The 13,733-nt window shown below is 68.1% G+C and carries 11 protein-coding genes; 8 read left to right on the top strand and 3 right to left on the bottom strand.

Annotated features, from left to right (window positions below; genetic code table 11):
- Positions 1-9: 9 nt before the first annotated feature.
- Positions 10-1,056: an SLC13 family permease gene (locus ACFTSF_RS09390; RefSeq protein WP_380153395.1), complete on the bottom strand. Its 1,047-nt coding sequence runs from the start codon at positions 1,054-1,056 to the stop codon at positions 10-12.
- A gap of 208 nt (positions 1,057-1,264) precedes the next feature.
- On the opposite strand from ACFTSF_RS09390, the gene ACFTSF_RS09385 reads away from it, so the two are divergent.
- Complete coding sequence (locus ACFTSF_RS09385; RefSeq protein WP_380153394.1) at positions 1,265-3,991, top strand: GNAT family N-acetyltransferase; 2,727 nt, start codon at positions 1,265-1,267, stop codon at positions 3,989-3,991.
- A gap of 301 nt (positions 3,992-4,292) precedes the next feature.
- On the opposite strand, the gene ACFTSF_RS09380 is transcribed toward ACFTSF_RS09385, so the two are convergent.
- The gene (locus ACFTSF_RS09380) at positions 4,293-4,799 is read right to left on the bottom strand and encodes a DUF2087 domain-containing protein (protein WP_380153393.1); all 507 of its coding nucleotides are present in this window, start codon (positions 4,797-4,799) and stop codon (positions 4,293-4,295) included.
- Between the two features lie 52 nt (positions 4,800-4,851).
- On the opposite strand from ACFTSF_RS09380, the gene ACFTSF_RS09375 reads away from it, so the two are divergent.
- From ACFTSF_RS09375 to ACFTSF_RS09350, 6 genes are all read left to right on the top strand, one after another.
- On the top strand, positions 4,852-5,901 hold the full coding sequence (locus ACFTSF_RS09375) for a P1 family peptidase (protein ID WP_380153392.1): 1,050 nt from the start codon (positions 4,852-4,854) through the stop codon (positions 5,899-5,901).
- Between the two features lie 145 nt (positions 5,902-6,046).
- On the top strand, positions 6,047-7,057 hold the full coding sequence (locus ACFTSF_RS09370) for a S66 peptidase family protein (protein WP_380153391.1): 1,011 nt from the start codon (positions 6,047-6,049) through the stop codon (positions 7,055-7,057).
- Between the two features lie 110 nt (positions 7,058-7,167).
- Positions 7,168-7,875, top strand: coding sequence for an ABC transporter ATP-binding protein (locus ACFTSF_RS09365; RefSeq protein ID WP_380153390.1), 708 nt, complete (start codon positions 7,168-7,170; stop codon positions 7,873-7,875).
- Between the two features lie 5 nt (positions 7,876-7,880).
- Positions 7,881-9,518, top strand: coding sequence for an FtsX-like permease family protein (locus ACFTSF_RS09360; RefSeq protein ID WP_380153389.1), 1,638 nt, complete (start codon positions 7,881-7,883; stop codon positions 9,516-9,518).
- Between the two features lie 57 nt (positions 9,519-9,575).
- A complete protein-coding gene (locus ACFTSF_RS09355) occupies positions 9,576-10,187 on the top strand; it encodes a DUF5998 family protein (RefSeq protein ID WP_132403650.1) in 612 nt (203 codons plus the stop codon).
- A 4-nt stretch (positions 10,188-10,191) separates the two neighbouring features.
- Entirely contained in the window at positions 10,192-11,316 is a 1,125-nt protein-coding gene (locus ACFTSF_RS09350) for an alkaline phosphatase family protein (protein ID WP_380153388.1), read from the top strand.
- Here ACFTSF_RS09350 and ACFTSF_RS09345 read toward each other — a convergent pair.
- Positions 11,313-12,950, bottom strand: a complete 1,638-nt coding sequence (locus tag ACFTSF_RS09345) for a S8 family serine peptidase (protein WP_380153387.1) — start codon at positions 12,948-12,950, stop codon at positions 11,313-11,315. The genes ACFTSF_RS09350 and ACFTSF_RS09345 overlap by 4 nt on opposite strands.
- Before the next feature lie 110 nt (positions 12,951-13,060).
- Between ACFTSF_RS09345 and ACFTSF_RS09340 the strand changes: the two genes are divergently transcribed.
- Complete coding sequence (locus ACFTSF_RS09340) at positions 13,061-13,684, top strand: hypothetical protein (protein ID WP_380153386.1); 624 nt, start codon at positions 13,061-13,063, stop codon at positions 13,682-13,684.
- The last annotated feature ends 49 nt before the right edge of the window (positions 13,685-13,733 follow it).

The following is a 13,733-nucleotide window of genomic DNA, read 5'->3' as shown; positions in this document are numbered from 1 at the left end:
CTCGGCACATTACCCATTCAGGGCGAGGACCGAGCCCGTGATCACGAGTGGGGTGAGGATGAGGCCGCGCCAGAGGAAGGACCACCAGGTGATGGTGACGCCGGCGGCGCGGCAGCGGGCTCGCCACAGGAGGGTGGCCAGGGAGCCCCAGAGGGTGAGGAGGCAGCCGGTGTTGACGCCGATCAGGAGGGCGGTCATCCGCTGTGGGTCGGAGGCGGCGACCGGTTCCATCGCCAGGTAGGCGGGGAGGTTGTCGAACAGGTTGGCGCCGAGGGCCGCGGTCGCGCTGAGACGCAGGTCGGAGGTGGTTCCGGCTACCTGCCTGAGCACCTCCTCCAGGCCGTGGTCGGTGAGGAACGCGACGATGGCGAACAGGACGACGACCCCGACGACCAGCTTGGCCGGGATGAGCGACCAGCGGAGCTCGCTGCGGCGGCGGATCGCGAACAGGACGACCAGGATGATCGCTCCGATACTGGCCGGCCACGCGACCTCGATACCGGACACGAAGGCCGGCCCGAGCAGAACGCAGACCGTGGTCGAGCCCCAGAACAGCACCTTGTCGTCAACCGCGGGAGTCGCCGGTACGTCGTACGTTCGGCCGAGGTCGCGGTGGAACAGGACCGCGAGCACGACGACCGTGATCACGATCGCGGCGATCGCCGGCCGCCAACTGACGCTCAGGTATGACGTGTCGAGCTGGCGGAAGTGGTGCAACCCGAGCAGGTTGGTGAGATTCGACACCGGTAGCAGGAGAGACGCCGTACCGGCCAGCCAGACCGTGGTGAACGCGAAAAGTTTCGGCGGGATGTCGAGCTGCCGAGCCATTGCGAGGACGACCGGGGTGAGCAGCACCGCGCAGGTGTCGAGTGAGAGCACGATCGTCAGCCCAGTGGCCAGAACCACCACGAGCAACCAGAGCCGCCAGACCCGGCCACGCGCCAGATGGGCGGCCTCCCGGGCAGCCACATCGAACACCTTGGCCTTGTCGGCCAGCTCGGCGATGACGGTCACTGCGATCAGAAACACCAGTACCGGTGCGATCCGCGCGACCAAATTCCCCGTCTCCTGTTTAGAGGGTGGCTGAGAACCCCACGCCTACTGCGCTGCACTCGGCACGGCACCTCGCCGCACTGGTGCAAAGGCAACGATGAAACCACATCGATACCTCCGCCCCAGCACGCCGAGCTACCGCACCGAGCACATGCTCGCTACGGCGTGGAATTCCCAGCCACCCTCTCATTGAGTTGAGTACGCTGGCGGAGTGACCTCGCCGGATGACACGTCTGCTGGACAGCTTGCACAGTATGCCGTGCAGGCCCCGGCGGATTACCCGGCGGACTTCGAGGCCGATGTGGTGCTCCGCGACGGCGCTACGGCGCGCCTGCGCCCGATCACCCCGAGCGACGCGGAGCTGCTGGTCCAGTTCTACGCGCGGGTGTCGGAGCAGTCGAAGTACTACCGGTTCTTCGCGCCGTACCCGCAACTTTCGGACCGCGACGTGGCGCGTTTCACCCAGGTCGACTACCACGACCGCCTCGCGCTGATCGTGACCGTCGGCAACGAAATGATCGGCGTCGGCCGCTACGAACGGACAGGCCGCCGTACGGCGGAGGTCGCGTTTCTGATCGAGGACGCGCACCAAGGCCGGGGCCTCGGGCAACTGCTCCTCGAGCACCTGGCCCAGGCCGCCCGCGAGAACGGGATCGCCCACTTCGTCGCCGAGGTGCTGCCGGACAACCGCAAGATGATCACCGTCTTCACCGAGGCCGGCTACAAGGTCGCGCGCGAGTTCGAGGACGGCGTGATCATGGTCGAGTTCGACATCGCGCCGACCGACACGTCGTTCGGGGTGATGCAGGCCCGCGAACAGCGCTCCGAGGCGCTGTCGATCGCGCGGCTGCTGACCCCGTCGAGCGTCGCGGTGATCGGGGCCAGCCGGCGGGAAGGCACGATCGGGAACGCGTTGCTGCGGAACCTGCGGGACAGTGGGTTCCCTGGGCGCATGTACGCCGTGAACGCGGACACGTCGGCTTCCGAGATCGAGGGCGTTCCGGCGTACCCGACGATTCGTGATGTCCCGGACACGGTCGACCTCGTGATCGTCGCGGTCAAGGCCGACATGGTGTCGGACGTCGTACTGGACTGTGCCGCCAAGGGCGTGCGCGGTCTGGTTGTGGTGTCGAGCGGGTTCGCCGAGATCGGTGACGAGGGGCGTCGGCGGCAACGGCAGCTGGTCGGTCTCGCTCGGTCTTATGGGATGCGGGTGATCGGGCCGAACGCGCTCGGGCTGATCAACACCGCGGCCGGTGTGTCGCTCAATGCGACGCTGTCTCCGGTGATGCCGAGTCGTGGGCGGGTCGCGTTCTTCTGCCAGTCGGGTGCACTCGGCGTACCGATCCTGGCCGATATGGCCGCGCGTGGTGTCGGGCTGTCGTCGTTCGTCTCGGCGGGGAACCGGGCCGATGTCTCGGGCAACGACCTGATGCAGTTCTGGTACTCCGACGAGTCGACCGAGGTCGTGCTGCTCTACCTGGAGTCGTTGGGTAACCCACGCAAGTTCAGCCGGGTCGCACGGCGGCTCGCCGGGCGCAAGCCGGTGATCGCGCTGAAGTCGGGTCGCGCCACGCAGGGTGTGCCGGTCGGTCAGCTGGTCCGGCGCAGCAAGTTGCCGGGTGCAACGATCGACTCGATGTTCCGGCAGAGCGGTCTGATCGGGGTCGACACGACCGGTGAGCTGTTCGACGTCGCTCAGTTGCTCGCCCACCAGCCGCTGCCGAAGGGGCGCCGAGTCGCGATCGTCAGCAACTCCGACGCGCTGACTCTGTTGGCTCTCGACACAATGGCGGGCGTCGGTCTCCAGATCGCCGGCGATCCGCGCAACCTCAGCCCCGACGCGTCCGCCGCCGACTTCGGTGCCGCTCTGGCCGAGGTATTCGCCGACGACCGCGTGCACTCGGTCGTGGTCATCTACACCCCGCCGGTCCAATCCAGCGGCGCCGAAGTGGCCGCCGTACTGGCTGCTGCTGCGGCTGGGTCGGACAAGCCGGTCGTGTCGACGTTCCTCGCGTCGCGGAGTGTGCCGAAGGAGCTGCAGGTTCCCGATGACGACGGTGGGGCGGCTCGTGGGTCGATTCCGTCGTTTTTGAATCCGCAGTACGCGGTGGGCGCGCTGGCCAAGGCGACCCAGTACGCCGAATGGCGCCGGCGGTCGGACAGCGGCGTACCGGAGTTGCCGGATGTCGACACTTTCGGTGCCGAGGCCTTCGTGACGGAGTACCTGCAGCGGCATCCTCAGGGCTCCGACCTCGACGACTCGGATCGCCAGCTGCTGCTGAACTTCTACGGCATCTCGGTGTTGCCGGCGTTCCCGGTGCTGAGCGCGGACGAGGCTGTCGCGCGTGCTGCCGATCTCGGCTTCGAGGTGATCCTGAAGGCGACGGCCGAGCAGTGGCGGATGCGGCCGGACCTGGCCGACATCTGGCGCCACATCCACGACGAGGAAGACATGCGGGCCGCGTGGGCCGAGATGACCCAGACGTTCGGGGTCGCTGCGGATCCGGCTCGGGCGCAATTCGTCGTACAGAAGATGGCCCCGCCCGGGGTGCCAGTGGTGATCTCGGCTTTGGAAGACGTGTCCTTTGGCCCAGTAGTCACCTTCGGCCTGTCCGGCGTGGCCACCGACCTACTGGGCGACCGCTCCTACCGCATGCCGCCGCTGACCGACCGCGACGCCGCCGAAATGGTCCGCGAAGTCCGAGCCGCGCCGCTCCTGTACGGCTACCGAGGCACCGACCCCGCCGACATAGCCGCCATCGAAAACCTCCTCCACCGCGTGTCAAGGCTGACCCTCGACCTGGAGGAGGTCGTCAAACTAGACCTCCGCTCAGTCCTGGTAGCCGTCCAAGGCGCCACGGTCCTGGACGCCGCCATCCGCATCGCCCCCAACGAAAAGCCGCGCCAAGACACCCCCGCCCGCCGCCTCACCTAACCCGTCCAGCCCCACCCGTGGCCGCCCCGCCTGTGCGGCACTTGACCGGGTATCCGTTCAAACCGACCCTTCTCCGCTCGAATCTTCAGGGGAGAAGGGTCAACTTCAGGGGTTGTCCGTTCAAGTGTCCTCGGCTCGGGAGGCGGCGGGTCAGCTTCTCGGCGCGTTTGCCGCCAGCGGCCGAATCGAGCCAGCGTACGTGGGCGACAACACCACGCCGGGGCCTTGAACAAGCTATGCCTTGTCCCAGCCCACCGTTTCCTGTTCAAGCCCCCATCAACCGCAGCCGCGGGTGGGGTGGTCATGCTCTGCGGTAGATGCTGTTGGTTCGGGTGAGGAGGCGGGCGTCTACTAGTTCGCGGCGAAGGGCGGCGTGGTCGGGGTGCCAGTGGTTGAGGGTCTCGTTGACTTCGCGCTCGGGGTAGGAGCGGTCCGGGTCGAAGGACTTCACGACGTGTTCGAGGACGATGCGGAGTTTGTCCGGGTACGTCGGGAAGTGGGTCAGGCGGCCGTCGCGGATGAAGGCTTTCAGGACGGCGTCGCGGTCGGGGTCCGGGTCTAGCGGGGTCCACGCGGGGCGCTGGTCGCGGACTGCGTTCTTGAACGCGTCCTCGTCGGCCGCGAGAGCGGGGGCGGCGGTTACGAGACCCGCCTTGATCAGCTTCTGGAGGGCTTTGCCGACGGTGGCGGTGGGGAGGCCGGTGGAGCCTGCTACCTGGTCGGGGGTGGTGGCGCCGAGGACCACGGCGGAGTAGGTGCGCAGGCGGGACGGTTCGGCCAGCAGACCACAGAGCTGATCGGTGTTCATACCTTCCAAGCTAATGTCGTTGGCAACCAGATTTTCTGCGGGAGGAGCGAGGATGCAGCCGGGTCCGCACAACGCGATCACCGACGTACCGGGGGTGCTGGTCGGGCAGGTCGAGCGCGTCGACGCGCCCTACCTGACCGGTACGACGGTCGTCTACGTACCGACCACGGCGGTCGCCGGCGTGGACGCGCGAGGTGGTGCGCCGGGTACTCGCGAGACCGACCTGCTCGACCCGGTCAACTCGAACCCAGGTGTGAACGCGGTCGTGCTGACGGGCGGTAGCGCCTACGGTCTAGACACGGCCGGCAGCGTGATGCGCTGGCTGGAGGAACGCGGTGAAGGTGTGCGCGTCGGGCCCGGCACGAATGACGTGGTCCCGATCGTGCCGACGGCGGTCCTGTTCGACCTCGGTCGCGGCGGCGGGTTCCAGGCCCGGCCTGAGCCGACCTGGGGTGGGGACGCGATCGCGGTGGCGTCCGACGGTCCAGTTGCCCAAGGCAACCACGGGGCCGGTGCTGGAGCTCGGGTCGGGTCGTTGAAGGGCGGTGTCGGGACGGCCAGCCTGGTGCTGGACGACGGTACGACAGTCGGGGCGCTCGTCGTGGTGAACGCGGCCGGCTCGGCGGTCGATGCCAACGGCATCCTGTACGGCGCTCGCTACGGAGTCGGCGACGAATTCGTGCACTTGCAGCCCCCGACCGAGCCGCCCCCACCAGCTCCAGCAGGCCCCAGCCTGAGCGATGCCATGAACACCGTGATCGCGGTGATCGCCACCGATGCGGCACTCGACAAGGCCGCCACGAAGCGGATGGCGATGATCGCGCACGACGGTCTCGCCCGCGCCATCGACCCGATCCACACGCTCGTCGACGGCGACAGCATCTTCGCGCTCTCAACCCGTCGCCCAGACGACGACCGCCCCCGCCTCAGCGTCACGGACCCAGCCGCCCTACTCCCACTCGAGAAGATCTACGCCGCCGGCGCCCACACACTCACCCGCGCAATCGTCCACGCCGTACTGACCGCCGAGAGCGTCGACACCCCCGCAGGCCCAATGCCAAGCTACCGAGACGCCTACCCCTCAGCCTTCCGAAACGAATAAGTGCCCCAGCCCCGACCGACCCGGGCCAACCGGGCAAGGCGAGGAAGCACCAACCCCGCCTGCCTTCCGAAACCAGCAAGGGCCGACCGGGCCGGGCGCGAAACTCGGGGGCGTCGTCCGTGGCAGCCGTGCCAGAATCCGGCTTATGTTCGTGAGATATCCGCGTCCGCTGCGCCCGGGTGACCGCGTTGGCGTCACGTCTCCGTCGAGTGGAGTGTCGAAGGAGTTGCGTGGACGTCTCGACGCGGGGATTCGGACGGTGAAGGCTCGCGGGTACGACGTCGTGGTCGGCGACTGCATGGACGGTACCGGTCACGTGAGCGCACCGGCGAAGGACCGCGCCGCCGAGCTGATGGCGATGCTGACCGACCCCACCATCCGCGCGTTGGTTCCACCGTGGGGCGGTGAGACGGCGATCGACCTGCTCCCGCTGCTCGATTGGGACCGGCTCAAGGCAGCCGAACCGACCTGGGTGGTCGGGTTCTCCGACATGTCCACGATCATCACCCCGCTGACCCTCGTCACAGGCACAGCCACCATCCACGGCAACAACCTGATGGACACGCCGTACCGGGCACCCGAGGGTCTCGCGACGTGGCTCGACATCGTCGCCACACCGATAGGACACCAGTTCACCCAGACCCCGCCCAACCGCTACCGAGCGACCGGCTGGGACGAGTACCGCACGCAGCCCGACGTCAGCGAGTTCACGCTCGACACACCCGGTCGCTGGACCAGACTCGACGCCGATGGCGACGTAGACGTCGAAGGCCGTCTGATCGGCGGCTGCATCGAGACCCTCAGCAACCTCGCCGGTACGCCGTACCTGGATCCCGAGCGCTTGGGCGAATCAATCGTGTACGTCGAAGCCGCCGAGGACCAGGCGTTCACGATCTGCCGCAACCTGCACGGTATGCGCCTGGCCGGATTCTTCGACAACGCGAACGCGATCCTCGTCGGCCGCACCAGGGCACCGGACGCCGACTCCCTCACCCAGCACGAGGCTGTGATGGACGCACTCGGCTCACTGAACGTCCCGATCATCGCCGACGTCGAGTGCGGACACGTGCCGCCGTACCTCCCGATCGTCAACGGAGCCAACGGCCGCGTCGTGCACACCGCGACCCGCAGCGAACTGATCCAAACACTGACCTAGCCGTACGACTCAAGTACTACGTCCTATCGCCGAACGGCCACCGGAAGGCGATGCGAAGACGGGCCCACAGGCCGACGAATCACGGCCCACAAAGCGGAAAGCTCGTCATCATGAGCTTCCAGAGTCCCCAACTCGCCCCGCAGGTCGTCCTCAGTGGACATGGCCTGGTCAAGTACTACGGAGATGTCGTCGGCCTGGCCGGCGTCGATGTCGGCGTTCGGTCCGGCGAGGCGCTGGCCGTGATGGGCCCCAGCGGCAACGGTAAGACCACGCTGCTGCATGTGCTGGCCGGCATCCTCACTCCGGACCAGGGGGAGGTGTGGCTGGGCGGCGAGCGCGTCGACCAGCTGAACGACGCCGCCCGGACGGTACTGCGGCGCCGGCGGCTGGGGTTCGTGTTCCAGGACAACCAGTTGCTGGCCGAACTGCCGGCCGACGAGAACGTCGCGCTCCCACTGATGGTCGACGGCATCAGCCGCCGGGACGCGATCGGCCGGGCGCGGACCATGCTCGCCCAGGTCGGGCTGGCCAACGAGGCCGGTCGCCGGCCAGGTGAGCTATCGGGCGGCCAGGCGCAACGCGTCGCGATCGCTCGCGCGCTGGTCGGCGAGCCACAGGTGGTATTCGCCGATGAGCCAACCGGTGCCCTCGACGCGACCACCGGTTCGCAGGTCATCGACCTGCTGATCGGCGCGGCCACGCATCGGGGTGCTGCGGTAGTCGTGGTCACCCACGACAACTCGGTCGCCGCCCGCTGCCACCGCGTCATGACGATCGTCGACGGCCGCGTGCACGAGTCGCTGGGGGCCACCCGATGAACCCGATGACCGACCTAGGGCTGCGCTTTGTACGGCGCCCAGGCCCCGGCGGGCGTGCCGCGAACCTCGCCGCAGTCGGGGCAACCGCGATCGTCGCGCTGCTGGTGACCTTCCTGATCGCCGGCTCACTCGGGATCTCGCATCGCTCGGACCGGATCGGCTGGCGGGGTGCCGATCGGGCCGACGCGACCAACGCGATCGGCCAACTGCACGAGGTCGACGGCAAGAAACTCGACGGGAAGCCGCTGCTTCAGCTCGAGCTGAGCTCACTGAAGCCGAACCAGCTGCCACCGCCCGGGCTCGACCACACACCGACGCCAGGCGAGGTCTTCGTCTCGCCGGAGGTCGCCAAGCACTGGGCAAGCCTCAAAGGCGAGTTCGGCGGGATGGACAAGCCGACCGGCGTAATCACTGACAAAGGACTGTCCTCACCCGAGGAACTGGTCCTGATCCACGGTGTGGACAAGATCGACAGCAAGTACCCGCACTACGTGGACAGCTGGCAGACCACGGTGATGGACAGCCGCATGGCCGCTCTGCTGATTGCAGTGGCGTTCGGCATCATCCTGGTGCTGTTCCCAATCCTCAGTCTGGTCGGTCAGGCCGCAGGAGTCGCGGCCAAGCGCCGTGAGCACCGGCTGGCGGCTCTGCGGCTCGCAGGTTCCACCCGCTCGCAGGTGCTCTGGCTGAGCGCAGTGGAACAGGCAGTGCTCGGTCTGGCAGGCACAGTGGTCGGACTGCTCGGGTACGTCGTTCTGACCCCACTAATCGCGCAGATCCCGCTCGGCGGCGGCCGCTGGTTCGTTTCGGACATCGCACCGCCTTGGTGGGCAGTGCTGATCGTGCTGGCCGCCGTACCGGTGCTGTCGGTGATCAGCGCGCTGATCGGGCTCGGCCGGGTCAGCATCACCCCGCTGGGCGTCGTACGGGGTCAGACGCGCAAGTCGACCACTGCGCTCAGGCTGCTGCCGCTGCTCGTCGGGCCGATCGCACTGGCCAGTCTGGGCATGGGGGCCGCGGTGGTGCCGCTGCTGATCGCGATCGGGTTCGCAGCACTCGCCGTACGGATCCTTGGGCCGTTCGCGGTACAGGTGATCGGCAAGATGCTCGCCAACCTCGCCAACGGGCCAGTCGCACTGCTGGCCGGGCGCCGGCTCGCGGACGACCCGAAGGCCGCCTTCCGGCCGGTCGCTGCACTGGTCCTGAGCGGATTCGTCACCGGCTTCATCTCGGTCTTCATGCCGGGCGGTGACGACGACCCGAGCTGGAACGACATGCGGATCGGTGTCGCGCTGCTGATGGGGCTGGTGTTCCTGACCGCAGCCGCCTCCACAGCTGCCGGTGCAGTCGGTACGGCGCTCGACCAGGCCGGACCGGCCAAGGCGCTGCGGCGATCCGGCGTACCGCTGTCAGTGATCGAACGGTCCGCGCGAGTAGCCGCACTGGTCCCGGTGGTCGGGGTCGGGCTGCCGGTGGTCGGATTCGGCGCGCTGTGCGGTCTCGCCTTGAGCGGCGGACAGATCTTCACCGAGGGGAATTCCGGCATCCTGCTGCTGGTCGGGCAGATCGTGGTCGGGCTCGTCCTGGTCGCGGCCGCCGGGATGGCGGGCGCACCGGTCCTGCGGAAGGCAAGTGCGAACTGATCGCGGTTATCCACAAGGGTGAATCGGCGCGGGCGCGGGTCGTGCAAGGATGAGGGTATGCGTGACCTGAATACACCGGAGCTCGTGGACGCCTCGCCGGAGCTCCGCGCGGCGATCGACCACTGCGGTTACTACCCCGATGTGGTGACGGACTCGCTCGCGATCGCCATCGCGAGCGAGCCGATCCGGGCCTTCGTGCTGCAGCACGAGCCGACGTTCGATCGCGACGAGGTCCGGCGGCACATCACCATCCTGGCGCTGACCCCGACCCGGCTGATCGTCGGGCACACCGACGAGCACGCCGCCGACGATCTGATCCGGGCGCCGTACGCGTCGACCTCGACCGAGGCCATCCCGCTGTCCCGGGTGAACGCGGTCGTGGTCAACCGGGTGGTCCCCAACCCCGCCGGCTACGCCTCGGGCAAGTCCGACCCAGCGGTGGCCGGTGGCGGCGAGGTCGTGCTGACGATCGGCTGGGGGATGGTGAACCGGATCGACCTCGAGCCCGCCGTCTGCGCCGACCCGAACTGCGAAGCCGACCACGGCTACACCGGCTCGGTCGCCGCCGACGACATCTCGCTGCGGATCAGTGCGGCCGCGGATGGCCCGGCCGGTATCCAGCAGGTGCTGGACTTCGCTCGCGCGTTGTCGTTCGCGACCACGAAGTAGTGCCATGATCGCGCCGATCAACCCGGAGTACGGCGGTGGTGCGCTCGCCGACGTACTGCCCTCGGTGGCCGGCGCATTGTCCGTCCCCGACTTCAAGAACGCGCTCGGACTACCACCCGCCGCCCGGTACGCCGTTCTGCTGTTCGACGGCCTTGGTTGGAATCTGCTCCAACGCTATGCGGAGTCGGCGCCGTACCTGTCGTCGCTGTTGTCGACCGGGCGCAGTCTGACCGCCGGAGTGCCGTCGACCACCGCGGTCAGTCTGACCAGCCTCGGCACCGGGCTACCGCCGGGCGCGCACGGCATGATCGGCTACACGTCGATCGTCCCGGAGACGGGTGCGCTGCTGAATGCGCTGCAGTGGGATGCGCCGGTTGATCCGTGGAAGTGGCAGCCGCACACCACGGTCTTCGATCGCGTGGCAGCGGCCGGTGTGGTCACGCGGAACGTGAGCAAGGCCCGGTTCGAGAAGTCCGGGCTGACGCGGGCTGCGTTCCGGGGGAGTATCCATCGGGGCGCGGACACGGTCGAGGATCGGCTGGACGCGACCCGGTTCGCGAGTCGTGAGGGCAAGTCGTCGCTGACCTATGTGTACGACTCCCAGCTGGACTACACCGGTCACGGCCAGGGCTGCGACTCGTGGCAGTGGCGAAAAGAGCTCGTGGCTGCGGATGCGTTCGCGTTCCAGGTCCGCGCTGCGTTGCCACGCGACGCCGTACTGGTGGTGATCGCCGATCACGGGATGATCGACGTGGCCCCGGAGAACCGGGTCGATCTCGACAACGAGCCGGCGCTCACCGACGGGTTGCGGTTGATCGGTGGCGAGTCGCGCTTCCGGCATCTGTACTGCGTCGATGGGGCGCAGGACGAGGTACTGGCGACGTACCGGGAGCGGCTCGGCGACCGTGCTCTGGTGTTGAGCCGGGACGAGGCGGTTGCGCTGGGGTGGTTCGGTGCGGTCGAGGACCGGGTGGCGCCGCGCATCGGTGATGTCGTGGTGGCTGCGCTTGGGCCGTTGTCAGTGGTGGCGAGCCGCCGGTACCCGCAAGAGGCCGGGTTGATCGGGTTGCACGGGTCGCTGACGGCCGACGAGATGGAGATCCCCCTCCTCGTCGACCCGGGGCACTAGAAGCTCCAGACGTTCCAGAAGAAGCTCTCGCTGGCGGTCTTCGCGTCGCCATCGCGGGCGATAACGGTGACCTTGTAGCGGCCGGCGCCCGGAGTCAGTACGCCGGTGATCCAGCCGCGCGCCGGGTCGATCTCCAGGCCTGGCGGCAGACCGGTCGCGGAGTAGCTGATCTCGCCGCTGCCGCCCATGCCCTTGATCAGCAGCGGCAGAGCCGGTGCGCCACCGAAGCCGAGCTGCTCAGCGGGCTTCGTCACCGAGATCGCTCCCTTCGGCTGAGCGGTTGCCGCGCCGACGGCCTCGGCTGCGTCGACCAGACCTTCACCGAAGTACGAGTTGCTGGCCGCCGTGCCCTTGCAGCCGACCGACGCACCGGACGGGCAGGCGAGGTCGTTGGCCTGCTGGGCGAGCTTGTCGCGAACCTGCTGCGGAGTCAGCTTCGGGTTCGCACTGCGCAGCAGCGCGGCAACTCCGGCCACATGCGGCGAGGCCATCGACGTACCGCTCATGGCCGCGTAGCCGCCACCGGGGACGGTCGAGTACACGTTCTCGCCTGGGGCGGCGACGTGGATCTTGCCTTCGCCGAAGTTGGAGAAGCGTGACTTGGAGCCGCTGGCGTCGACGGAGGAGACCACGACGACGTTCGGGAGCTCGGTCGGCAGGCTGAGGCAGTCGTTGGTGACCTGGCGCGGGGCCGGCGTGGTGTCGTTGGGGCTCGAGTCGTCCGAGGCCTTGTTGGACAGGTCGTAGCTGTCGTTGCCGGCCGCGGCGATATTCACCACACCCTTCGAGTCGGCGTACGCGACCGAGCGCTTGACCGCCTCCGAGATTGCGTCCTGGTCCTGGTTCGACGGGCACAGGAACAGCCACGGGTCGACGTAGTAGCTGTTGTTGGTGACCGAGACACCCTTGTCGGCGGCGAACATGAACGCGCAGACCGTGTTCTCCGGGAAGAACAGATCACTGCCGCTCTCGGCGACCCGGATCGACGAGACCTTCACCCCGGGCGCCACCCCGACCATGCCCACACCGTTCTTGGCCGCCGCGATCGTCCCCGCGACGTGGGTGCCGTGATCAGCGATCGCCCGCCACGCTCCCGGCCTGGTATCGGCCTTGCCGTAGGCGCACGACGCGGACTTGGCGGCGTCGAAGTTCGCCTTCAGATCGTTGTGCTGGTCGTCCACGCCGGTGTCCAGGACGCCGACCGTGATCGCCTTCGAGCCTAGGGTCTTCGTCCAGGCCCGGTCCGCGCCGATCTGCGTCATGTCGCTGCGGTCGGTCTCGGGCTCGCTCTCGACCGCCTCGGTGCCGGCCGGCGGTAGCGGCGGGTTCGCCACCTCACCGGGCAGATCGCCGGTGCGCGTCGCGCCGACCTTCTGGACACCGGCGGTGGTGCGCAACTTCGAGGCGAAATCGGCGTTGCTCGAGTGCGCGACGATCACCCCGATCGCGTCGTACGCCGCATAAACCGTGCCACCGTTCTGCGTGATCGCCCCAGCCGCCTGGACCGACTTCCCAGGTTCGGTGATCACGAAGTACGCCCGAAGCCCGGCCGTCGGCACCGCCGCAGCGGGCGTCGTCAGCGAGGGGGCGACCGTCAGCACGACCGCGAGAACCAGCAAGAGAGCTTTGCGCACGATCCATTCAACCCGCCCGGAGGTGCATTCCCCAAGCGCGGTCCACGGAAGGTCGGCAGGTTGCGGTCAACGCGCCTGCCCAGGCGCGCGCCCCTGGTTGGCTCGACGACATGGCAACGGCCCGAACCGACGTCACCTACACCGGCCGGCAGATCGCCGTCGCCGGGGCGCTCATGCTGACGATTCTGCTCGGCGTCCCGAGTCTCATCGCCGGTGGCATCGGGTTGCTGCGGTCCGGCGACCCGCCGACGGATTACGGCATCAAGTACGCGATGCCAGGGGACCGGTACCGCGAGGAGAATCTGTATGTCAACAACCTCGACGGCGACCGGATGGTCACTGTGCACCGCAGTTGGCCGCGACCGCATGACGAGGTGACCTGGTACCCGAGGTGGCTGCCGGTCTGGCCAGAGCCGACGAAGCCGCGGGAGCAGACCGGCGGTGCGCTCGGGAACTTCACCGAGGACGAGGCGCGCAGGATCTTCAGCATCAGTAAGGCGTCGGCCAAGGGAAACACCTGGGTCAAGGACGACGACAAGGCCCAGATCAAGCTCGTCGTGGACGACATCAAACGCCAACACGGTGAAGACCCGACCTGGAGACCCCGGCCGCCATGGATGTGGCCCGCATTCAGCGTCTTCTTCGTCTGTCTGGCCTTGTTCATCGTCATCTGCATCGTCGACGAGATCGCGTACGCCGTGTCCAGACGCCTCGGCAAGCGCACCCGCACCTGACCCGACACACCCCCGGGGTGCGAGCCGGCCGGTTGACTTGGCAGGATGA

The organism is Kribbella sp. NPDC056951, assembly GCF_042674205.1.
GTDB classification, from domain to species: domain Bacteria; phylum Actinomycetota; class Actinomycetes; order Propionibacteriales; family Kribbellaceae; genus Kribbella; species Kribbella yunnanensis.
Note: the sequence above shows the minus strand (reverse complement) of the source record. Positions and strands in the feature narration are given on the sequence as shown.

What these genes read in the sequence shown, in the direction of transcription:
- ACFTSF_RS09380 (WP_380153393.1), bottom strand. Translation starts at nt 4,799, where the DNA reads ATGAACACCGATCAGCTCTGTGGTCTGCTGGCCGAACCGTCCCGCCTG.
- ACFTSF_RS09375 (WP_380153392.1), top strand. Translation starts at nt 4,852, where the DNA reads ATGCAGCCGGGTCCGCACAACGCGATCACCGACGTACCGGGGGTGCTG.
- ACFTSF_RS09370 (WP_380153391.1), top strand. Translation starts at nt 6,047, where the DNA reads ATGTTCGTGAGATATCCGCGTCCGCTGCGCCCGGGTGACCGCGTTGGC.
- ACFTSF_RS09365 (WP_380153390.1), top strand. Translation starts at nt 7,168, where the DNA reads ATGAGCTTCCAGAGTCCCCAACTCGCCCCGCAGGTCGTCCTCAGTGGA.
- ACFTSF_RS09360 (WP_380153389.1), top strand. Translation starts at nt 7,881, where the DNA reads ATGACCGACCTAGGGCTGCGCTTTGTACGGCGCCCAGGCCCCGGCGGG.
- ACFTSF_RS09355 (WP_132403650.1), top strand. Translation starts at nt 9,576, where the DNA reads ATGCGTGACCTGAATACACCGGAGCTCGTGGACGCCTCGCCGGAGCTC.
- ACFTSF_RS09350 (WP_380153388.1), top strand. Translation starts at nt 10,192, where the DNA reads ATGATCGCGCCGATCAACCCGGAGTACGGCGGTGGTGCGCTCGCCGAC.
- ACFTSF_RS09340 (WP_380153386.1), top strand. Translation starts at nt 13,061, where the DNA reads ATGGCAACGGCCCGAACCGACGTCACCTACACCGGCCGGCAGATCGCC.